6 protein-coding genes and 2 pseudogenes are annotated in these 23773 nt (G+C 46.8%); all 8 read left to right on the forward strand.

The genetic code is table 11. The features are described 5' to 3' along the window. The first annotated feature begins 17 nt into the window (after positions 1-17). The 8 genes and pseudogenes from N4J56_RS09375 to N4J56_RS09405 all read left to right on the forward strand — a co-directional run bounded on the left by N4J56_RS09375 (position 18) and on the right by N4J56_RS09405 (position 23713). The gene (locus N4J56_RS09375; RefSeq protein WP_317106214.1) at positions 18-1337 is read left to right on the forward strand and encodes a salicylate synthase; all 1320 of its coding nucleotides are present in this window, start codon (positions 18-20) and stop codon (positions 1335-1337) included. Between the two features lie 156 nt (positions 1338-1493). Continuing rightward, a complete protein-coding gene (locus N4J56_RS09380) occupies positions 1494-2981 on the forward strand; it encodes a 3-oxoacyl-[acyl-carrier-protein] synthase III C-terminal domain-containing protein (RefSeq protein WP_317106215.1) in 1488 nt (495 codons plus the stop codon). A gap of 68 nt (positions 2982-3049) precedes the next feature. Continuing rightward, positions 3050-5989, forward strand: a pseudogene (locus N4J56_RS40875) (amino acid adenylation domain-containing protein); the annotation flags it as partial. Between the two features lie 594 nt (positions 5990-6583). After that, positions 6584-7663, forward strand: a pseudogene (locus N4J56_RS40880) (methyltransferase); the annotation flags it as partial. 112 nt (positions 7664-7775) lie between these two features. Further along, complete coding sequence (locus N4J56_RS09390) at positions 7776-12449, forward strand: type I polyketide synthase (protein WP_317106217.1); 4674 nt, start codon at positions 7776-7778, stop codon at positions 12447-12449. Further along, on the forward strand, positions 12446-16102 hold the full coding sequence (locus N4J56_RS09395) for an amino acid adenylation domain-containing protein (RefSeq protein ID WP_317106218.1): 3657 nt from the start codon (positions 12446-12448) through the stop codon (positions 16100-16102). The genes N4J56_RS09390 and N4J56_RS09395 overlap by 4 nt, the downstream gene beginning before the upstream one ends. Next, positions 16099-20784 carry an SDR family oxidoreductase gene (locus tag N4J56_RS09400; RefSeq protein ID WP_317106219.1) on the forward strand — a complete coding sequence of 1562 codons (4686 nt, stop codon included), beginning with the start codon at positions 16099-16101 and terminating at the stop codon, positions 20782-20784. The genes N4J56_RS09395 and N4J56_RS09400 overlap by 4 nt, the downstream gene beginning before the upstream one ends. Further along, entirely contained in the window at positions 20777-23713 is a 2937-nt protein-coding gene (locus N4J56_RS09405; RefSeq protein WP_317106220.1) for a type I polyketide synthase, read from the forward strand. The genes N4J56_RS09400 and N4J56_RS09405 overlap by 8 nt, the downstream gene beginning before the upstream one ends. The last annotated feature ends 60 nt before the right edge of the window (positions 23714-23773 follow it).

Consider the following 23773-nt stretch of genomic DNA (forward strand, 5'->3'; position numbering starts at 1 on the left):
GAAAAAGGCATGACCGGATGTACCAGGTAGTCAGTAATTTCCTCACTTACGCAGAAATGTTTGTTCCAGGTCAGAGACAGCCTCTGACACTGTTGCAGAATCTATTGGATGCTGGGCTGTTCTCGAATTATGTTATGTACCAAAACGAACGTGAAGTTCGGATAGCTGGTAATGCCTTAGCTGAAGTCATGGTAAGTACGGAAGCTGTTGCTTACAAATTCAAAGATGAAGTGCGATCGCAGCCGATCGCCGATCCACTCAAGCAAGTCGAATCTGCCTTAGCATCTTTACCGATTGAAAACTGGACTGCATACGGTTACGTAAGTTTCGATCTGTCTCGCTTCTACTACCCCTACTCAAAAGCAATCCAACAGCCCTTACTCTACTTTTTAGTCCCAGAAACCGAACTGTGCATCACTGCTAAAGGAGTACGGATTAGAAGTTTTCAACCACTCACAAAAGTGCAAGCAGCATTGGTAGGTGAAAGCGACTCGAAAGATTACGTACCTACACTTCCGGGACTCGATGAAAACGATCGCGATCGCTATCAAGATCGAGTTGATGCAGCAATCCAAGCAATTCGCGGTGGTGACTTACACAAAGCAATTATTTCCCGTGCTGTGCAAGTCAAAGGTAATATGGACGTGTTGGGAACCTATACTTTAGGGTCAAAAAGTAACAATTGCGCGCGATCGTATTGTTTGCAGCTTGAAGACATTGCTGCGGTAGGCTTTAGTCCTGAGATTTTACTGCAAGTCAGTCCCGATGGTTTCGTGATGACAAATCCGTTAGCGGGAACTCGACCGCGAGGCGAGAATTTAGCAGAGGATACACGTCTGAAGCACGAACTATTTACTGATGCTAAAGAGGTGAAGGAACACGCACTATCGATTTGGTTGGCACAAACAGAGATGGCATCAGTTTGCGTGCCGGAAACAGTACAAGTTTTTGATTTTATGCAGGTGAAGCAATATCGCTGCGTGCAACACTTATCATCTCGCGTTGGCGGTCAACTCCGCCCTGAAAAAACTTTGTGGGACGCTTTGAAAGTGTTATTCCCAGGAATTACCGTATCTGGAATAGACAAGGCTAGAGCAATAGAATGGATCGATCGCCTGGAAACAGAACCAAGAGGAATTTATGCTGGTGGTATTGGTTGGGTAGATAGCAATGGCGCAACAGATTTAGCGATCGCCATCCGCTCGGCTTACCAGTATGGCGACAGGATTTATTTAAATGCTGGAGCAGGAATTGTAGCAGAATCCGAGCCGCACAAAGAATACATCGAGTCGGTTAATAAGATGAATACGATGTTAACCAATTTAGTTATGAAGTGAGTGGTTATCAGGAAGCAGGGAGCAGGGAGTAGAGAGCAGGGAGCAGGGAATCTATATTGATTCCGAATTTTGAATTTTGAATTGCTCCCTTGTCCTCCTTGTCTTCCTCCTGTCTCCTTAATTTTGACTTTTAACTTTTGACTTTTCTTCCAGCTTATGAATCTTCCCGTCGGTATTCGATCGATTGCAGTTAAATTTCCGCGTATAGTTCGTACCAACGATTATTGGCGCGAGAAGTTTCCTGAGTTGGTCGATCGTGCCTCGCCAAAGAGAGTTAGGTTAGAGCGACCTGCATTTTCCACCGACGCAAGTGGCATAGAAATCTGGTCGCAAGAGGTGAAGCCATACTTAGCAGATCCTTTTCGAGGTAATGTCGAGCGGCGGGTATTGGATCTAGACGAGTCATCGCTGACACTGGAGTGTGATGCGGCTAGGGAAGCGATCGCTGCGGCAAAACTTGCTACTGAGGAAGTCGATCTGGCGATTGTCACCTCGCTGTGTAGCGATCGCATTGCCCCAAGTAGCGCCGCCGATCTCGTCCGCGAACTAGAATTATCCTGCCCTGCTTGGAATCTGGACTCAACTTGTTCGAGTGCTTTAGTGGCACTGCAAAACGCTTGGGCGTTAGTACAACCGGGACTATATCGTCATGTGCTGGTGGTTGTTTCTTACATTGGCTCTCACTCTGTCGATGAGGAAGATACTCTGTCCTGGTCTGTCGGGGATGGTGCTGGAGCTTTCGTAGTGAGTGCGCTCAAACCCAACCAGGGAATTCTCGGTACTAAAATCGTTCCTACTGCCGCTACCTGTGGTGCATATTTGCACGAAATCGCAACCGATACGCAGGGTAAACCTTGGATACGCACCAAAACAGGCAAGGATGCCAGCCTTTTAGCTGAAACAGCCGTAGATTTTGTCCGTACTTGTTGTCATGGTGCTGTTGCTGCGGCTGGCGTGACTTTGGAGCAGATTGACTTTTTTGCTTTCAATACTCCCACAGCTTGGTATGCTAACGTTTGCACGCGGGCATTAGGCATCGATCCAGAGCGCACGATAAATCTTTACCCTCGTTATGCCAATATCGGAGCAGTACTACCCGTGGCGAATCTTTACCACGCAGCCTTTGAGGGCAAAATTCGCGAAAATGACTTGGTACTTGTTTATACAAATGGTGCGGGTGCTACTGCTGCCGCAAGTGTGATGCGCTGGGGAGATGTGGCACTGGGAGCGGTTTTGATCCCACCAACTCCCCTTGGGAAGGGGGGCAGCGAGATCCCCCCAACCCCCCTTGGGAAGGGGGGCGAAAGAGAAAATATCTTTGCTGCTGCACCACAGGCACGACAGCAAATGCTAGAAAGTTATTTGATCGAATGGCTGGCGGGTGCGCTACAAATTCCCCTGACTCAACTCAATCCACAGCAGTCTCTAGCATTCTTACTTGACTCCTTGATGGCATTTGAACTTAGGCGGCGGATCGAGGTCGATTTACAAGTGCAAGTACCAATAGAGCGGTTTTTTGGTGACGGTAATATAGCTCAAATCGCTGAATTTCTGCTCGATCGATTAGTCTTATCAGATCTTACGTCGTCATCTGTTTTTGTGGCTAACAACGACCAAACAGAAAGAGAAAAATTAAGTTTTTAACTCAATTTCATCTACCAGTTAAAACTTTTGACTTTTGACTTTTAACTTTTGAATTCCGACTTATTCTCATGAATTTACATTCACTTTTATCGCATCTGTCCCAACAAGGCATTAAATTATCTACTAATGGAGATCTATTAGAGGTTGATGCGCCCAAGGGCGTGTTGACTCCAGAACTGCGTAACTCGCTGGCTCAGTACAAAGCAGAGATTCTCTTGTTGCTGCGTCAAAGTGACGTGAATACGAGCAGTACTGACTTACCGACAATAGTACCCGCCCCAGATTGGCGCTACGAACCTTTTCCCTTGACTGATATGCAGCACGCCTTTTGGGTTGGTCGTAGTGGGGTGTTCGAGCTGGGTCATGTTGCCAATCACGGTTACTACGAGATTGAAGCTCACAACCTAGACTTTGAAAGGTTGAACTGGGCGCTGCAACAATTAATCGATCGCCATGATATGCTACGGGCTGTGGTGTTGCCGGATGGTCGGCAGCAGATTCTCAAACAAGTCCCTGCTTACCAAATTGAGGTTTTAGATCTGGCGGGACAAGACGAAGCATTTGTCAAGTCTCAACTCGAAGAAATTCGCGATCGCCTGTCGCATCAAGTTTTGCCAGCTGACAAGTATCCCTTATTTGAGTTTCGGGTCACTCGTTGGGATGGCGGACGAGTGCGGCTACACGTCAGTTACGATTTACAAGTCTTTGATGCTTGGAGTCTATTTCGCCTGTTTGATGAGTGGTTTCAACTGTACCAGAATCCTCAAATAGAATTGCCACCACTAGAACTGTCATTCCGAGACTACGTGCTGGCAGAGCAAGCTTTACAAAAAACTCAATTATACGAGCGATCGCAAGAATATTGGTTGAACCGTCTAGACTCAATTCCTCCGGCTCCTGACTTACCCCTAGCTCAAAATCCCAGCGCAATTAAACAGCATCGGTGTCGGCGTTATGCTGGGCGATTAGAGCGCCGCGAATGGCAGCAGTTAAAACGACGTGCTGCTCAAGCAGGTTTGACTCCCTCTGGAGTTTTACTGGCTGCTTTTGCCGAAATCTTGACTGTTTGGAGTAAAAACCCGCAATTTACGATTAATTTAGCTCTATTTAATCGTCTGCCCCTACATCCTCAAGTCAATGACATTTTAGGTGATTTCTCTTCTGTGACGCTGTTAACTGTAGAGAATTCAACCCCAGAGCCATTTACGCACCGGGCTGTCCGCCTCCAGAAACAACTGTGGCAAGATTTGGAACACCGCTATTTTAGTGGCGTGCGGGTGACGCGAGAACTTGCTCGGAGAAAAGGTACAGCTCCTAGCGCCATGCCAGTTGTATTCACTAGCACTTTGGGCTTTGGCGCAATCGGTCAAGAGACTTTGACATTTAGCCGTTTCGGAGAGTTGGTTTACGGCATCAGCCAAGCGTCTCAGGCTTGGATGGACGTGCAAGTTTGGGAAGAAAAGGAAATATTAACGTTTAACTGGGATGTGGTTGAGGAACTCTTTCCTGAAGGTCTGATTGCAGATATGTTTGGAGCATATTGCCGTTTGCTCGAACAACTAGCCACTTCCGAGTCTGTTTGGCAGGAAACAAGCAGGAAACTGATACCTCCTACTCAGTTGGCGCAGCGAGATGCTATCAATGCGACTGACGCACCTATTTCTAACGAGTTGCTGCATACGTTGTTTGCCGCACAAGTATCCGCACGGGCAAATGCAACCGCCATCGTGTCACCCCAGCGCAATTTAACTTACCAGGAATTATCCGAATTATCCAATGCGCTCGGTCACAAACTGCGATCGCTGGGCGCAACTCCCAATAAATTAGTCGCCCTGGTAATGGAAAAGGGATGGGAGCAAATTGTCGCAGTTATGAGCATTCTGGCAGCTGGTGCAGCTTATGTTCCCATCGACCCTGAATTACCGCAAGAACGCTTGTTTTATTTGCTAGAAAATAGCGAGGCTGAAATTGTCTTAACTCAATCTTGGTTGAACGAAAAACTAGAGTGGTTGCCAGGATTGCAACGGCTATGTGTAGACAAAGAAGAACTCGCGATCGCCCAACCCCTACAGCCAATTCAGTCACCTGACGATCTAGCGTATGTCATCTACACCTCTGGTTCTACAGGTTTGCCCAAAGGGGTGATGGTGACTCATCGCAACGTGGTGAATGTCGTCGTCCACACCAACCAGCGCTTTAACGTTAGTCCCCAAGACCGCATCCTGGCTTTGACTGCTCTCAACCACGATTTATCAGTCTACGACATATTTGGATTGTTGAGTGCTGGAGGTACGATTGTTATCCCCGATGCTTCTAGGGTGAAAGATCCTAGCCATTGGAACGAGTTAATGGCGCGAGAAAAAGTGACGCTGTGGAATTCAGTCCCCGCCATGATGGAGATGTTAGTAGATTATGTCGAGCAGCAATCTGGGATGCTACCTGAAGGTTTGCGTTTGGCAATTTTAGGTGGAGATTGGTTGCCCGTTTCCCTGCCCAATCGCCTCAAAGCTTTAGCCGCAGGGGTGCAAATCCTGAGTATTGGTGGTCCCACCGAGACGACAATTTGGAATATTGGCTATCCGATCCAAGAAGTTGACCCTGAGTGGAAAAGCATTCCATACGGTCAGCCAATGGCTAACTCCAAATACTATATCTTGAACGAAGCTTTGGAAGACTGCCCTATTTGGGTTCCCGGTCAGATGTACTGTGCTGGCGTGCAGTTAGCAAAAGGTTACTGGCGCAATGAAGATAAGACACGCGAGAATTTTATCACTCATCCACGCACGGGCGATCGCCTCTACCGCACGGGCGATCTAGGGCGTTATCTGCCGAATGGCAATATTAAATTTTTGGGACGGCTGGATTTCCAAATTAAACTGCGGGGATACCGGATTGAAGCGGGAGAAATTGAAGCTGTTTTGATACAGCACCCAGCGATCCGAGCAGCTGCGATCGCCAAAGTGGAACAAGGCGGAAATAGTTACTTAACCGCTCATCTAGTGCCAGAACCAGATCGGACATCGGCACTGTTTGAGTTAGAAAGTATAGATGCTGCTCATGCTCGACAAGTTTGGCAATCTCTGGTGACAGCAGGTGGACAAGCGCCACAGAATTTCTGGCAAGCAGACACTCAAGATGTCTCAGACTTATTGCAATCTTTAGGGCGTTTACACGCTTACTCTGCCTGTCGGGCATTCAAATATTTAGGGGTATATGGTTCGCCAAGAGAGAAACACAGTGTCAACGATCTGTTGTCGCGTTGTCGAATTGTGCCTCGCTACCGTCGATGGTTATATCGAGCTTTAAAGGCAATGGTAGAAGCGGGATGGTTGCAGCAAGAGGATGAGGTGTTTGCTAGTGCGGCGGGATTACCTGATGTCAATTTATCAGAGCTACAAGCGGAGTGTCGGACAAAACTATCTCAGGTTCTCTTATTTGATGAATTTGAAAGTAATTGGCTCGATTTTGCTTCGGAAAACTTAGCAGATGTCATTACCGAAAAAGTCAAAGCAGCAGAGATTTATGTTGGTGAAGACATTCCGTTGATTTACCAAAAAATGTTTCCTGATTGCAATCGCATCGTTAAGGAAGTTATACAAGAACTGGTGCGAATGCGATCGCCCCAAAAGCCGCTGCGAATTCTGGAAGTTGGTGCAGGACTCGGTACGACTACGGTTCACGTATTACCGCTTTTGCCTCCTGATACTACGTATGTTTATACCGATATTTCTAACTATTTCTTGCAAAATGCCAAGAAAAATTTTGCTGCTTATCCATTCGTCACTTACGATTTGTATGACCTGGAAAAATCCCCTCAAGCACAGGGTTACGCACCTCATAGCTTCGATGTCGTTATCGCAGCAAGCGTGCTGCACGATACTCGGTACATAGATAAAACTTTGCACCATCTTCGTTCTTTGTTAGCACCTGCTGGATTACTAGTCGCGATCGAACAAACAAAATTTCAACAGTTTTTTGATTTAAATATGGGACTTCAGCAAGGTTTTGATGTGTTTGAAGATGAGGTAAGACAAGTTCATCCGCTACTTTCTGGAGAGCAATGGCAGCAAATGTTGGCTAAGTCAGGATTTATAGATAGCGTAATTCTAACTCAGCCAGGATCGGTTTCTCAATGTCTCGGTTTTGAGGTATTTGTTGCTCAATCACCATTATCTATTCAGCAATTTCAGTCAAGTCTTTTACGTAATTATTTACAGCAAAAATTACCGGAATATATGGTTCCTGCTGTATATACATTAATGGATGCTTTACCATTATCTGAAAATGGGAAAGTAGATCGTCGCGCACTTCCCAAACAAGCAATAACGTTAGCATCTGCTTATTTAGCGCCTCAGAGTGAGATCGAACAAAAGATAGCTACTGTTTGGCAAGAAGTTTTGGAACTCGAAAAGGTAGGAGTGAATGATAACTTTTTTGATATTGGCGGCGATTCATTATTGATAACAAAACTTTACAGTAAGTTGCAAAAACTTCTCCCCGATGAGATAAGATCGATCTCATTGATCGATTTATTTAAGTATTCAACGATCGCAACTTTGGCTAAACATTTCAATCGAGAAAATAAACCTGCTTTACAGGAGCAGGACGTTGAGATAGAGCAAGAATTGACAGCAGGTAAAAATCGGTTAAAACGGCGTTTGCAAAAATCAATTGAGGTTTGACGATTGAATCTTTTCTAACACAGGATTTGAACGTAAACAAACACGCCTGTCTCGACATCGAGCGGAAAAGTACTGAATAGCCGACAAGAGTTTTAAAATCAATAAAACTGTCATGACTTTTGAACAAAATGGATTAGAAGTAGCTGTTATAGGTGTTTCGGGACGTTTCCCTGAAGCTAAGAATGTTGAGGGATTCTGGCAAAATTTGTTGAATAAAGTTGAGGCAGTTGCAGTTTTTTCCGATCTGGAACGGGAAAAAGTCAATTTAAATTCTAATGATTGCGATCGCCCCAAATATCCAATTAAGGCAGGAGCTATATTAAATGACATAGAGTTATTTGATGCCGCGTTTTTTGGCTTGAATCCTAGAGAAGCTGAAACTATGGACCCGCAGCACCGCTTATTCTTAGAATGTGCTTGGGAAGCTTTGGAAAATGCGGGCTACGATTCTGAAACGGAAGAGAGTTCAATCGGAATTTATGCAGGAGTTAGTAGGAGTACTTACTTCCTCTATAATGTGTTTCCCCATCAAGGATTGATGGAGTCGATTGGTTCTTTACAAGAGTTATTTATTAGCGATAAAGATTACGTTCCTACTCGCGCTTCTTATAAGTTAAATCTTAGAGGACCAAGTGTTAGTATTCAAACTGCTTGTTCTAGTTCCTTAGTAGCGGTTCATTTGGCTTGTCAAAGTTTACTGAGCGGTGAATGTAAAATGGCTTTGGCGGCTGGTGTTTCTGTCAAGGTTCCTCAAAATGAATTAACACTATCTCCATCTGAAATTGTTTCTCCTGACGGACATTGCCGTGCTTTTGATGCTAGGGCAAATGGTACTATTGGGGGGAATGGGATAGGGGTTGTCGTGCTGAAGCGATTGGAAGATGCGATCGCAGATAGAGACTATATTTATGCAGTTATTAAAGGTTCGGCAATTAATAATGATGGTGCTTTGAAAGTTGGTTATACAGCACCTAGCGAGGAAGGGCAAGCCAAGGTGATTCGAGCAGCTCAGATCGTGGCTGAAGTGAAGCCAGAAACAATTTCTTATATGGAAACTCACGGTACTGGAACTGCTTTAGGAGATCCAATTGAAATTGCGGCGATGACAAGGGCTTTTCGAGCTAGTACCGATAGAAAAGGTTACTGCGCGATCGGTTCGGTAAAAACCAATGTCGGGCATTTAGATGCGGCGGCTGGAATTACTGGCTTCATCAAAACTGTTTTAGCCCTCCATCACAAGTTGTTACCTCCTAGCCTCAATTTCGAGCAGCCAAACCCTCAAATCGATTTTGCAAATAGCCCGTTTTATGTCAATACCAAGTTACGGGAATGGAAGGCAAACGGCACTCCGCGACGGGCTGGAGTTAGTTCTTTTGGTGTTGGGGGTACGAATGCTCATGTTGTTTTGGAAGAAGCTCCCGTGCAAGAGCAGGGGAGACTAGGAGCAGAGGAGCAGGGGAGAAGCGATCGACTATTAGTCCTGTCGGCTAAAACTGCATCGGCGCTGGAGAAGGCTACGGTTAATTTAGCGAATTATCTCAAGCAGCATCCAGATGTGAATCTGGCGGATGTGGCTTATACTTTGGCGATCGGTCGGAGGGCGTTCGATCGCCGTCGAATGGTTGTCGTACGAGACGGTGAGGATGCAGTCACAGCGTTGGAATCAGTCGCACCGCAACGAGTTTTTACGCAAGTCAAGGAATCGGGTAGTCGCTCCGTCGTGTTTATGTTTCCCGGTCAGGGAGCGCAGTATATTAACATGGCTGGGGAACTCTATCAAAGTGAGGCGATCTTTCGGCAAGAGTGCGATCGCTGTTTCGATCTGCTCCAATCCCATTTGGAGAGCGACTTGCGTTCTTGCTTGTACCCAACAGCAGCAGATCCAGAAGCAGTGCAGCAGTTGCAGCAAACTGCGATTACCCAACCAGCACTGTTTGTCATTGAGTATGCCTTGGCTAAATTGTGGATGTCGTGGGGAGTACAGCCGCAAGCCGCGATCGGTCACAGTATTGGCGAATATGTAGCAGCGTGTCTGTCTGGAGTCTTCTCCTTAGAAGATGCTTTGTTATTGGTGGCGACTCGCGGACAGTTAATGCAACAACTTCCCAGGGGTGCGATGCTCTCCGTGAGTTTATCGGCGGATGACGCGCGATCGCGCTTAAATCACGCTCTTTCTCTGGCAGCAAGTAATGCTCCGTCTCTAAGCGTTGTATCGGGTTCGGTAGAAGCTATAGAGCAACTGGAACGCCAACTGACACAAGAAGGGATAGACTGTCGCCGCCTGCATACTTCCCATGCTTTTCATTCTCAAATGATGGAGGCGATCGCCGTACCTTTTCAGACTGCGGTGCAAAAAGTCAAGCTGTCTCCTCCCCAAATTCCTTTTATTTCTAACGTTACAGGTACTTGGATTACACCAGAAGCAGCGACAGATCCTAATTATTGGGTGCGACACCTGCGCTTGTCAGTGCAGTTTTCTGAGGGAATTGCCGAGTTGTTAAAAGACGAGCGGGCGATTTTTCTGGAAGTGGGACCCGGACGGACGTTAAACACTTTAGTGAAACAGCAAGCATCTAGCAGGGTTGGGTTCACTTCGCTGCGCCATCCGAAAGAGCAACAATCGGACGTAACATTTTTGCTGAATACGCTAGGACGGCTTTGGTTGACAGGAGTGCAAGTCGATTGGTCTGGTTTATATGTCGGTGAGAAACGCGATCGCTTGCCGCTGCCAACTTATCCCTTCGAGCGTCAGCGCTATTGGATCGATCCGCCAGAGCGATCGGCTGGTAACAGCCCAGTAAGTTTGGGCAAAAAGCCCGATATTACCGATTGGTTTTACATCCCTACATGGAAACGCTCGATCGCCTTGTCGCGTCAGTCGCAGCAGGTGCAATCATGCACTCTTGTGTTTATTGACGAGTGTGCTTTGGGTGAAGCGTTGGTTAAACGATTACGGCAACAAGGGCAAGTGGCGATCGCCGTGCGCGTTGGCTCTCAATTCGGGCTTCTAGAAGAGGGTGTCTATAGCCTGAATCCAGAACAACCCCAAGATTACGAGGCTTTGCTGCAAGCACTGCACGCACGACAACAATTCCCAGATTCAATGATTCATCTGTGGACGATCGCACCCCATACCCAGATGGCGTTGGATGTTGAAATATTTGAGCGATCGCAAGTTAGGGGATTCTATAGCTTGCTGTTTCTCGCTCAAGCATTAGGGAAACAAAATTTGGGCGATCGCTTGCAATTGGCGGTTGTCTCTAACTATCTTCACGGCGTGACGGCAGAAGAAATTGTGTCTCCAGAGAAAGCAACTGTATTGGCGGCGGTGAAGATCATCGGGCAAGAATATCCCAATATTAATTGTCGCAGTATTGATGTGATGATTCCTGATGCGGAGAAGCTAGTGGAGCGGCTGTTGGGGGAGTCGATCCCAAGTCAAGCAGAAGATTTGGTGTCACGCATTAGCCGAAGGCGAAGCGAAGCGTTAGGCGCAAAGGCGCAAAGAAGGGCGCTAAGGGTAAATGCGTCTGCTGATGTGGCGATCGCTTATCGAAAGGGGCAGCGTTGGGTACAAGCGTTTGAACCGATCGAATTAACAAAAGCAAATACTTCTGCACTCCTCAGAACGGGTGGAGTGTATCTGATTACGGGTGGTCTCGGCAATATTGGATTGGTGTTGGCGGAGTATTTAGCTAAGAGTGTCAAGGCGAAGTTGATTCTGACGGGGCGATCGGCTTTTCCGGTAAAAGATGAATGGGAAACATGGCTGGCGACTCACGATAAAGATGATGAAATTAGTGGCAAAATTCGGAAAATTCAACAATTGGAAGCACTGGGCGCAGAGGTGATGGTAGCTGCTGCTGATGTGGCTAATATTAATCAAATGCAAGCTGTTATCGCTCAAGCAGAGTCACGATTTGGTCGGTTGAATGGTGTGATTCATGCTGCTGGAGTTTTGGGAGAAAGAGCGTTTAATACTATTGAAAAGATTGAAAAAATCAATTGCGAGCGACAATTTCAATCGAAAGTTTATGGATTATTGGTATTAGAAAAAATTTTGCAAGGTAGAGAACTAGATTTTTGTTTGTTGATGTCTTCCTTGTCCTCGGTTTTAGGCGGTTTAGGTTCTGTTGCTTATGCGGCTGCGAATCTGTTTATGGATGCTTTTGTCCATCAGCAGAAGCAAAATAATTCTATTCCTTGGATTGGTGTAAACTGGGATATCTGGCAGTTTAAAAATAACAAAAATATTTTTACTAGTGCTAGTTTGGCTGAATTCGCGATCGCACCTGAAGAAGGTATAGATGCTTTGCAACGAATTTTATCTCAAGCTGAATTCGAGCAGGTAGTTGTTTCAACCGGAGATTTACAAAGCAGGATCGATCGCTCGATTCAAGTGAAACATCTACGCGAACCGGATATTCCCAAGCAAGAAGGTTTATCCTCGGCATACTCTAGACCGAATTTACCGAATCGCTATGTCGCACCGCGCGATCGCCTGGAACAAACAATTGCTAACCTCTGGCAACAACTATTTGGAATCGAGCAAGTAGGAATTCACGATAACTTTTTCGATTTGGGTGGTGAATCGATTAATGGGATGACATTTATCAACCAGTTCCAAAAACAACTGGGGCAGATCGTGCATATTTCAGCAATTTTTGAAGCGCCAACTGTTGCCGAATTTGCTGCATACTTGCAGAAAAAATATCCTGAAGCGATCGCGAAAATGTTGGGACTGGAAACAGTTCTGGTAGGCGATCGCGAGGAGGGAGAACTATGAATATTGATGAGTTTTTATCCTACTGTCGCAGTCTAGATGTAAAAATCTGGCTCGATGGCGAACGATTGCGTTATAGCGCTCCGTCAGGAACGCTGACACCGGAATTTTTAGCAGAAATGCGATCGCGTAAAGCAGAAATTCTGAAATGCTTGCATAAAACTCAAATTCAGCCGATCTGTCCTGCTGCTCGAAATGGAGATTTACCCTTGTCTTTTGCTCAGCAAAGGATTTGGTTTCTAGAGCAAATGGGGGACAAAAATGCAGTTTATAACTTAGCTGGGGCGCTGAAAATTGAAGGTACGCTCGACGTTGCAGCTTTAGAGCAAAGCTTGAGGGAAATTATTCAGCGTCACGAAATCTTGCGGACTAATTTTGCTATTGCGAATGGGCAACCAACTCAAGTTATTTCTCCTGGCTGGAATTTTACGCTCCCAGTTGTAGACTTGCGATCGCTCTCTGCAGCAGATCGGGAAGTCGAGATGCAGCGCCTGATAACCGCAGAACAAGAGCAAACCTTCGATCTGACTCAAGGAGCGTTGTGGCGATGGAAGTTACTGCAATTGGAACAGAATGAGTATTTTCTGCTAGTTGTCATCCACCACATTATCGCGGATGCTTGGACATTCGCTGTAATTTTCCGCGAGTTACAAGCGCTTTACACAGCCTTTGCCAGCGGTAAACCCTCACCACTGCCCGATCTGCCAATTCAATATGCAGATTTCGCCGTTTGGCAACGCCAGCGATCGCCAAAAGAGGTGTTGGAAACTGAGCTGTCTTATTGGCAGCAGCAATTGGACGGTGCGCCAACCGTGTTGCAACTCCCTAGCGATCGCCCGCGTCCGCCAGTCCAGACCTACCGAGGGGCAACGCAAGTCTTTACGTTACCCTCGTCTCTGACCGCAGCGTTGAAGTCTGTCAGCCAGCAGGCAGAAGCTACCCTATTTATGACGCTGCTAGCGGCTTTCAACATCTTATTACACCGCTATACAGGAGCGATCGATCTCCTAGTCGGTTCGCCGATTGCTAACCGCGATCGCGCTGAGACTGAACCACTAGTTGGTTTTTTTGTCAATACGTTAGTGCTGCGAACTGACTTATCTGGCAATCCCAGCTTTCGGGAGTTGTTAAAACGAGTGCGAGAAGTGGCTTTAGGGGCTTACACGCACCAAAACTTACCTTTTGAAAAGCTGGTAGAAGCATTATCACTAGAGCGAGATTTGAGTTACTCGCCGTTATTCCAGGTGATGTTTGTCTTTCAAAATGTGCCGATCGCAGAGATAAAGCTGCCAGATTTAACCATGCATCCTGTAAGGATCGATAGTCCTACGGCACAGTTTGACTTAACTCTCGATTTGACAGAAACAAAATCGGGGTTAATTGGACGGCTGGAATATAACACGGATTTATTTGATGCTGAGACGATCGCGCGGATGGTGGGACATTTTCAGACATTACTAGAAGGGATTGTTGCCGATTGCGATCGGTGTATTTCAGATTTACCTATATTAACTTCGTGGGAGTGGCAGCAGCTCTTAGAGTGGAATCGCCCCTCAGCAGACGATTCAAAAGATATTTGCATTCACCAACTGTTTGCCGCTCAAGTGGAGCGAACCCCTGATGCTGTGGCGGTGGTGTTAGAAGACAAGCAGCTAACTTATCTTCAGCTCGATCGACAAGCTAACCAGCTGGCACGATATTTAAAAAAACTAGGCGTGAAACCAGAAACCCTGGTAGGGATCTGCGTCGAGCGATCGCTAGAAATGGTTGTAGGACTTTTGGGCATTCTCAAAGCTGGTGGAGCTTATGTACCGCTAGATCCAGCCTATCCCCAAGAGCGCTTAGCTTGGATGATAGCCGATTCGGGTGTAACGGTGCTGTTAACTCAGAAAAAGTTATTGGAATATCTTCCCGAGCATCAAGCTCATACAATCTGTTTAGATGCAGATTGGCAAGCAATATCTCAGGAAAGTGAAGAAAATCCTGCTAGTGAAGTTAAGCCAGAAAACTTGGCTTACGTCATCTATACTTCAGGTTCTACAGGCAAGCCTAAAGGAGTAGCGATTCAACATCAGTCTTTAGTTAGTTTTACAAAGTCTGCAATTGTTGAATATGAGATCGATCAGTGCGATCGCGTTTTGCAATTTGCTTCTCTGAGTTTTGACGTAGCAGCAGAAGAAATCTATCCCTGTTTAAGCTGTGGCGGAACACTGGTGCTACGAACTGAGGAAATGTTGACCATAGCTACATTCGTGCAAAAGTGCTGGGATTGGGGACTGACAGTGTTAGATCTGCCAACAGCCTACTGGCATCAGTTAACGACTGAATTAGCAAACGCCAATTTGACATTACCCGATTCATTGCGCTTAGTGATTTTTGGCGGAGAGCGGGCGCTACCGGACAAGCTAAGTTCTTGGTACGAGTATGTAGGCGATCGCCCTCAACTCATCAACGCCTACGGTCCCACTGAAACGACTGTAGAAGCAACTATTTGTAAATTATCACACAGCCACGCGCGATCCCCCCAATTCCCCTTGACCAAGGAGGCAAGAGAAATACCGATTGGGCGACCTATGCCTCACGTCCAGGTCTACGTACTAGATCGATATCTTCAACCCGTCCCCATCGGCATTCCTGGCGAACTCTACATCGGCGGCGCTGGCGTAGCGCGAGGCTACCTCAATCGCCCAGAATTAACCCAAGAGCGATTTATTCCCAATCCTTGGGAAAAGTCAAATGTCAAAATTCAAAATTCAAAATTTCTTTCTCCCTCAGCTCCCTCAGCTCCCTCAGCTCTCTTCCCCGACTCCCCTGTACGGGCGGGTTTTGAGCCAAGATTTATTGACGTAAGCCGTGAATCTTTTGCTAAACCCGCCCCTACGACTCCCGACTCCCGCCTCTACAAAACTGGCGATTTGGCTCGCTACCTCCCAGATGGAAATATTGAGTTTCTGGGACGGATCGATCGTCAAGTCAAAATTCGTGGTTTTCGCGTTGAATTAGGAGAAATTGAGGCAATTTTGGCTCAACATCCAAAGGTGAGAGAAATAGCAGTCACCGTATGGGAAGACCATTTAGAGGATAAGCGTTTAGTAGCGTATATTGTTCCCAGCCAAGGACAAATCCTTACAACTAACGAACTGCAAAGTTTTCTCAAGGAAAAACTACCTAATTATCTGCTGCCGTCAGCTTTTGTGATGCTGGAGACGATGCCGCTGACTCCCAATGGTAAGTTAGACCGTCATGCGTTGCCTGCACCAACAAATCGCCCAGAGTTGGTGGAAGCTTATGTTATGCCCCAAACCGAAACCGAGCGAGTTATCGCTGCTGTGTGGCAAGAAATGCTGCAACTAGAAAAAGTAGGAATCGATGACAATTTCTTTAACTTAGGTGGGCATTCATTACTTTTGGTCAAGGTGCAAGTGAAATTGAATCAAATGTTCGACCGAGAACTGTCTGTAATTGATATGTTTAAATATCCCACTATTAAAGCTTTAGCTAATTATTTAAATCGGCGATCGCGCGAAGAATTGAATTCTCAATTAGGTCAAAACCGCGCTACAACTCGTAGCGATCGCGCCTCTGCACGGCAACAAAAAAGGCAATTCAGACAAATGCATCGAGCTACAAACGAACGGGGAGGAAGTTTGAAATGAGTAAGCATTCACCTGACTCCCTCAATGAGACAGATATCGCTATTATTGGTATGTCATGCCGTTTTCCAGGGGCAGATAATCCTGATGCATTTTGGCAGAATCTGAGAGATGGCGTAGAATCTATTTCGGTTTTTAGCGATCGCGAATTATTGTCTTCAGGTGTAGACTCTGATTTATTGAGTCATCCTAATTATGTTAAAGCTGGTGGCATTTTACCGGATATCGAACTATTTGATGCGGCATTTTTCGACATTAGCGCCAGAGAAGCTGAGATTTTAGACCCGCAACAGCGTCTGTTTCTAGAGAATGCCTGGACAGCGCTAGAAAGTGCTGGTTATGACGCTAAAACCTATAGTGGTTCGATTGGCGTTTATGCTGGTGTTGGCATGAATACTTACTTGCTTCACAACCTTTATGCCAACCTGAATTCCCCAGATTTAGCAGCGGCTTTTCAACTGGCGATCGCTAATGACAAAGATTTTCTGCCTACACGCATTTCTTACAAGCTCAACCTGAAAGGACCGAGCGTTAACGTACAAACCGCCTGTTCTACTTCTTTGGTTGCGGTTCACTTGGCTTGCCAAAGTTTACTAAACGGCGAGTGCGACATTGCTTTGGCTGGTGGCGTTTCTATTCGCATTCCGCAAAAGGTTGGGTATTTGTATCAAGAAGGGATGATTCTTTCTTCTGACGGACATTGTCGCGCTTTTGACGCTCAAGCTCAAGGTACTATTGGCAGTAGCGGACTGGGGATTGTCGTCCTGAAGCGATTAGAGGATGCTGTCGTTGATGGTGACTGCATTCACGCCGTGATTAAAGGCTCGGCAATTAATAACGATGGGGCTGTCAAAGTGGGTTATACAGCTCCTAGCGTCGATGGACAAGCAGCCGCGATCGCCGAGGCTCAGGCGATCGCTGGGGTTGCAGCAGAGACAGTTACTTATATAGAAGCCCACGGCACGGGAACACCTCTAGGCGATCCGATTGAAATTGCAGCCCTAACACAAGCTTTTGCTACGAGTACCCAACACAACTTTTGCGCGATCGGTTCGGTAAAAACGAATTTCGGACATTTGGATGCGGCTGCGGGTGTGGCGAGTTTGATCAAGGCAGTTTTAGCATTGAAACACAAGCAGATTCCGCCTAGTCTACATTTTGAACAACCCAATCCCAAGATAGATTTCGCCAATAGTCCTTTCTACGTCAACACTCAGCTACAGGAATGGAAGACAAACGGCACTCCTCGCCGCGCTGGAGTCAGTTCCTTTGGCATTGGTGGCACAAATGCTCATGTCGTTGTCGAAGAAGCGCCTAGAGAAAGTCAAAAGTCAAAAGTTAAAAGTCAAAATTTTCAGGATACAGGTGAACGTCCTTGTCACTTGCTGTGTTTGTCGGCGAAAACTGCATCGGCGCTGGAGAAGGCAAGCGCGAATTTAGCTAATTACCTAGAACAACATCCACAAATCAATTTGGCAGATGTGGCTTACACTCTGGCAATTGGTCGTCAGGCATTCGACTATCGCCGCACAGTCGTAGTCCGAGACGCTAAGGATGCAGTTACAGCTTTGAACTCAACCGCGCCAGCACCAGTGGTTCGCCTCGATGGTTCAACTCAACAGCCCTCGGTAGCGTTCCTGTTTCCCGGGCAGGGGACGCAATACGTGAATATGGGACGGCAAGTATACGAAACCGAACCGAGATTCCGCCAGCAGGTGGATGAGTGCTGCGAGATGCTGCAACCGCTACTGGGGCTAGATTTGCGCTCGATTCTCTACCCCCACAAGTCACAAATCCCAACGGCAACCGCACAACTACAACAAACCGCACTGACTCAACCCGCGATTTTTGCGATCGAGTATGCCCTAGCGCAACTATGGATGTCATGGGGCGTGCGTCCGGTGGCGGCAATTGGTCACAGCATCGGCGAATATGTCGCCGCCACAATTGCTGGGGTGTTTTCTCTAGAAGAAGCATTATCGCTAGTAGTCGCTAGAGGGCAGTTAATGCAGCAGTTACCAGCAGGGAAAATGCTTGCCGTGCCACTGGCTGAAGCACAAGTCTTACCCCTATTGGACGAACATCTGTCGTTAGCAGCCGTCAATGCTCCCTGTTCTTGTGTCGTTTCTGGCACTGGAGAAGCAATAGATCGCTTACAGCAACACTTATCCGCCCAAGGGGTTGAGTCTCGCGTCTTGCATACCTCTCATGCTTTCCACTCGCCGATGATGGAAGCCGTACTCGCACCTTTTGGGCAACGAGTCGAACAAGTTCGCCTCCAAGTGCCGCAAATCCCGTTTCTCTCCAACGTCACGGGAACGTGGATCGCTACTGAAATGGCGACCGCTCCCAGTTATTGGGTGAAGCATCTGCGGCACACCGTGCGGTTTGCCGAGGGATTGCAGCAGTTGATGCAGCCACCCGGACAGATTCTGCTGGAGGTGGGAGCGGGAACAAGCTTGAGTACGTTGGCGCGACGGCAGGCTCAAGTGTCAAAGCCAGTGGTGTTGTCTTCACTGCGCCATCCCCAACAACCGCAATCGGATCTGATGCTGTTGTTCGAGAGTTTGGGGCAGTTGTGGTTTCAGGGAGTCGAGGTGGACTGGCAGGAATTTTATCGCCATCAGCAGCGTTCTCGTCTGCCCTTGCCAACTTATCCTTTTGAACGCCAGCGTTTTTGGGTTGAGCCTCAACAACCGGAACGGAATAATCGTGCGACTCAATCATCACTAACCAAACAGCCAGATATTGCTGACTGGTTCTACTTACCTATCTGGAAGCAATCTGTATCATTGCCGCAGCCTGATCGCGAAGATTTTGCAAGCAAGACTTGCAACCTAGTATTCATTGACGAGTGCGGATTGGGTGAAGCGTTGGTTAAGCGATTACGGCAACAAGGGCAAGTGGCGATCGCCGTGTGTGTTGGCGCTCAATTCGAGCAGTTAGAAGAGAATGTATTTGCTGTAAATCCTCAGCAACCTCAAGATTACGAGGCTTTGCTGCAAGCACTGCACGCCCGACAGCAGTTTCCAGATTCCATTATTCATCTGTGGACGATCGCACCCCATACCCAGATAGCGTTGGATGCTCAAACAGTTGACTCAGCACAGGTAACGGGATTTTACAGCTTGTTGTTTCTCGCTCAAGCATTGGGGAAACAAAATTTGGGCGATCGCTTGCAATTGGCGGTTGTCTCTAACCATCTTCACGGCGTGACGGCAGAAGAAATTGTGTCTCCAGAGAAAGCAACTGTATTGGCAGCGGTGAAGATCATCGGGCAAGAATATCCCAATATCCGCTGTCGCAGTATTGATGTGATGATTCCTGATGCTGGTCGTTGGCAAGAGAGGCTAATAGATCGACTATTGGAGGAACTGACAGATACATTTGCTGATGTGGCGATCGCTTATCGAAAGGAACAGCGTTGGCTACAGACTTTTGAACCAGTCCGCTTACCGGAACCGAGCGACAAGATAGCCAAACTCAGAACGGGGGGAGTGTATCTGATTACGGGTGGTCTCGGCAATATTGGATTGGTGTTGGCGGAGTATTTAGCGCAGAGTGTCCAAGCGAAGTTGATTCTCACGGGGCGATCGGTTTTTCCGGCGAAAGATGAGTGGGAAACATGGCTGGCGACTCACGATGAAGATGATGAAATTAGTGGCAAAATTCGGAAAATTCAACAATTAGAAGCACTGGGCGCAGAGGTGATGGTAGCTGCTGCCGATGTGGCTAATATCGATCAAATGCAAGCTGTGATAGAGCGGGCGGAAGCACAATTCGATCGGTTGAATGGTGTGATTCATGCTGCTGGAATTACTGAAGGTAATTCATTTTCTACGCTCGATCGCATCAGTAAAATTAATTGCGAACAACAGTTTCAATCGAAGATATATGGACTATTAGTTTTAGAAAAAGTCTTGCAGGGTAGAAAGCTGGATTTTTGTTTGTTAATGTCTTCTTTATCATCAGTTTTAGGTGGTTTGGGATATACTCCTTACGCGGCAGCTAACCTATTTATAGATACTTTTGTGCGTCAGCATAATCAGAGATATTCTGATTCTTGGATGAGTGTAAATTGGGATGGTTGGCAATTTGAAGAAGCGCAGAAAAATAGAACTACTAGTTCAAGTTTGGCGGAGTTTGCAATAGGTTCGACTGAGGGTATAGAGGTATTTCAGCGAATATTGTCTTGGAGTACATCCGAACAAGTCGTAGTCTCGACTGGAAATCTACAATCTAGAATTGAGCAATGGATTAATCCCGATCTCTTACAAGTTAAAGATACCGCAAGCACCAATACCTCATCCTCGCTTCACTCAAAACCAAATTTACAAAATGCTTATGTCGCTCCTAGAAATGCGATCGAACAGAAGTTGGCGAAAATTTGGCAAGAGCTTTTAGGATTCGAGCAAATAGGGATTCACGATAATTTCTTCGACCTTGGTGGCGATTCTCTCCTCACAGTTCAAGTTCGGAGTAAATTACAAACAACATTCGATCGCGACATTTCACTAACTGACTTGTTTGAGTATCCAACTATAAATGCTTTGGCACAATTGCTCGATCGCGAACAAACTGAAAACTCCGATTTTCAGCAAGTTCATAGCCGTGCCAAGAAGCAAAAAGAAGTCATGGAAGGACAAACGCAATTAATGAAGCTGAGACGAAAGAGCTATGAATAGCGAAGAAACTGACAACTCCTTGAAAGGTGTAGCTGTCATCGGTATGGCTGGCTCTTTTCCAGGAGCCAAAAGCATTGATGAGTTTTGGCAGAATATTTGTGCGGGGCGAGAATCGATTTCAATTTTTACCGATGAGGAATTGATTGATTCAGGCATAGATCCAGTTTTGCTTGGCGATCGCAATTATGTTAAAGCTGGGGCTGTACTGGAAGATATTGACATGTTTGACGCGCAATTCTTCGGCTTCACGCGCAGGGAAGCGGAAGTCCTCGATCCACAGCACCGTCTGTTTTTAGAGTGTGCTTGGACAGCGCTAGAAAATGCGGGTTACAATCCCGTAGGAGAAAAAGGGTTAACTGGCGTTTATGCTGGGAGCAATTTGAGCAGCTACTTGCTGAACAATTTGTTACCTAACCGCGATCTGATGAAATCGTTAGATTTAGAAATTATTGGCATTGGTAACGACAAAGACTATATACCGACACGAATTTCTTATAAGTTGAATTTGAAGGGACCGAGCCTCAACGTCAGCACGGCTTGTTCTACATCATTAGTAGCAGTTCATCTAGCTTGCCGAGGATTGCTAAGTTACGAGTGCGATCTGGCGCTGGCTGGTGGCATTACAATTCAGGTTCCCCAAAAAACAGGTTACTTCTATCAATCAGGTGGAATGAATTCTCCTGACGGACATTGCCGCGCTTTTGATGCTCAAGCCCAAGGTACAATTTTCGGCAACGGATTGGGGATTGTCGTCCTGAAGCGATTAGAGGATGCTGTCGCTGATGGTGACTGCATTCACGCCGTGATTAAAGGCTCGGCAATTAATAACGATGGGGGTGTCAAAGTTGGTTATACGGCTCCTAGCGTCGATGGACAAGCAGCCGCGATCGCAGAAGCTCAGGCGATCGCTGAGTTCGATCCCGAAACTATCACTTATATTGCGGCTCATGGAACTGGTACGCCTCTAGGCGATCCGATTGAAATTAGGGCGCTGAATAAAGTATTTCGTGCTAGTACCCAAAAGAAAAACTTTTGCGCGATCGGTTCGCTCAAAACTCATGTCGGACATCTTAATTCAGCAGCAGGTATTGCGAGTTTGATTGAAACAGTCTTGGCATTGAAACACAAACAGATTCCGCCTAGCCTGCATTTTGAGACAGCTAATCCAGAAATTAACTTCGCCAATAGTCCTTTCTACGTCAACACTCAGCTACAGGAATGGAAGACAAACGGCACTCCTCGCCGCGCTGGAGTCAGTTCCTTTGGCATTGGTGGCACAAATGCTCATGTCGTTGTCGAAGAAGCGCCTAGAGAAAGTCAAAAGTCAAAAGTTAAAAGTCAAAATTTTCAGGATACAGGTGAACGTCCTTGTCACTTGCTGTGTTTGTCGGCGAAAACTGCATCGGCGCTGGAGAAGGCAAGCGCGAATTTAGCTAATTACCTAGAACAACATCCACAAATCAATTTGGCAGATGTGGCTTACACTCTGGCAATTGGTCGTCAGGCATTCGACTATCGCCGCACAGTCGTAGTCCGAGACGCTAAGGATGCAGTTACAGCTTTGAACTCAACCGCGCCAGCACCAGTGGTTCGCCTCGATGGTTCAACTCAACAGCCCTCGGTAGCGTTCCTGTTTCCCGGGCAGGGGACGCAATACGTGAATATGGGACGGCAAGTATACGAAACCGAACCGAGATTCCGCCAGCAGGTGGATGAGTGCTGCGAGATGCTGCAACCGCTACTGGGGCTAGATTTGCGCTCGATTCTCTACCCCCACAAGTCACAAATCCCAACGGCAACCGCACAACTACAACAAACCGCACTGACTCAACCCGCGATTTTTGCGATCGAGTATGCCCTAGCGCAACTATGGATGTCATGGGGCGTGCGTCCGGTGGCGGCAATTGGTCACAGCATCGGCGAATATGTCGCCGCCACAATTGCTGGGGTGTTTTCTCTAGAAGAAGCATTATCGCTAGTAGTCGCTAGAGGGCAGTTAATGCAGCAGTTACCAGCAGGGAAAATGCTTGCCGTGCCACTGGCTGAAGCACAAGTCTTACCCCTATTGGACGAACATCTGTCGTTAGCAGCCGTCAATGCTCCCTGTTCTTGTGTCGTTTCTGGCACTGGAGAAGCAATAGATCGCTTACAGCAACACTTATCCGCCCAAGGGGTTGAGTCTCGCGTCTTGCATACCTCTCATGCTTTCCACTCGCCGATGATGGAAGCCGTACTCGCACCTTTTGGGCAACGAGTCGAACAAGTTCGCCTCCAAGTGCCGCAAATCCCGTTTCTCTCCAACGTCACGGGAACGTGGATCGCTACTGAAATGGCGACCGCTCCCAGTTATTGGGTGAAGCATCTGCGGCACACCGTGCGGTTTGCCGAGGGATTGCAGCAGTTGATGCAGCCACCCGGACAGATTCTGCTGGAGGTGGGAGCGGGAACAAGCTTGAGTACGTTGGCGCGACGACAGGCTCAAGCGTCAAAGCCAGTGGTGTTGTCTTCACTGCGTCATCCCCAACAACCGCAATCGGATCTGGCGCTGTTGTTCGAGAGTTTGGGGCAGTTGTGGCGATCTGGAGTCGAGGTAGATTGGCAGGAATTTTATCGCCATCAGCAGCGTTCTCGTCTGCCCTTGCCAACTTATCCTTTTGAACGTCAGCGTTTTTGGGTTGAACCCGATCCTGATAATAGTCGCGATCGCCAACTATCGGTTCGCAATAAGACTCAAACATCCTCCCCAAATATAGAATTACAAAATTCTTCTGTTGAATCTTTGGATGCTTCTAAAGATGCATTAGAGAATTTCATAGGTGTAGAAGATCAACAAGATTTATCTGAATTAGCAATAGAAGAAATCCTCGATCGCCAACTCGATATTATGTCTCAACAGCTAGATTTTGTGCATAACATAAAATCCGGTTAATAACCTTAGCAATTAGCAATTAGCAATTAGCAATTAGCAATTAGCTAACAGCTAACCGCT

Source organism: Chroococcidiopsis sp. SAG 2025 (assembly GCF_032860985.1).
Classification (GTDB): Bacteria; Cyanobacteriota; Cyanobacteriia; order Cyanobacteriales; family Chroococcidiopsidaceae; genus Chroococcidiopsis.

What these genes read in the sequence shown, in the direction of transcription:
- N4J56_RS09395 (WP_317106218.1), top strand. Translation starts at nt 12,446, where the DNA reads ATGAATATTGATGAGTTTTTATCCTACTGTCGCAGTCTAGATGTAAAA.
- N4J56_RS09405 (WP_317106220.1), top strand. Translation starts at nt 20,777, where the DNA reads ATGAATAGCGAAGAAACTGACAACTCCTTGAAAGGTGTAGCTGTCATC.
- N4J56_RS09375 (WP_317106214.1), top strand. Translation starts at nt 18, where the DNA reads ATGTACCAGGTAGTCAGTAATTTCCTCACTTACGCAGAAATGTTTGTT.
- N4J56_RS09390 (WP_317106217.1), top strand. Translation starts at nt 7,776, where the DNA reads ATGACTTTTGAACAAAATGGATTAGAAGTAGCTGTTATAGGTGTTTCG.
- N4J56_RS09400 (WP_317106219.1), top strand. Translation starts at nt 16,099, where the DNA reads ATGAGTAAGCATTCACCTGACTCCCTCAATGAGACAGATATCGCTATT.
- N4J56_RS09380 (WP_317106215.1), top strand. Translation starts at nt 1,494, where the DNA reads ATGAATCTTCCCGTCGGTATTCGATCGATTGCAGTTAAATTTCCGCGT.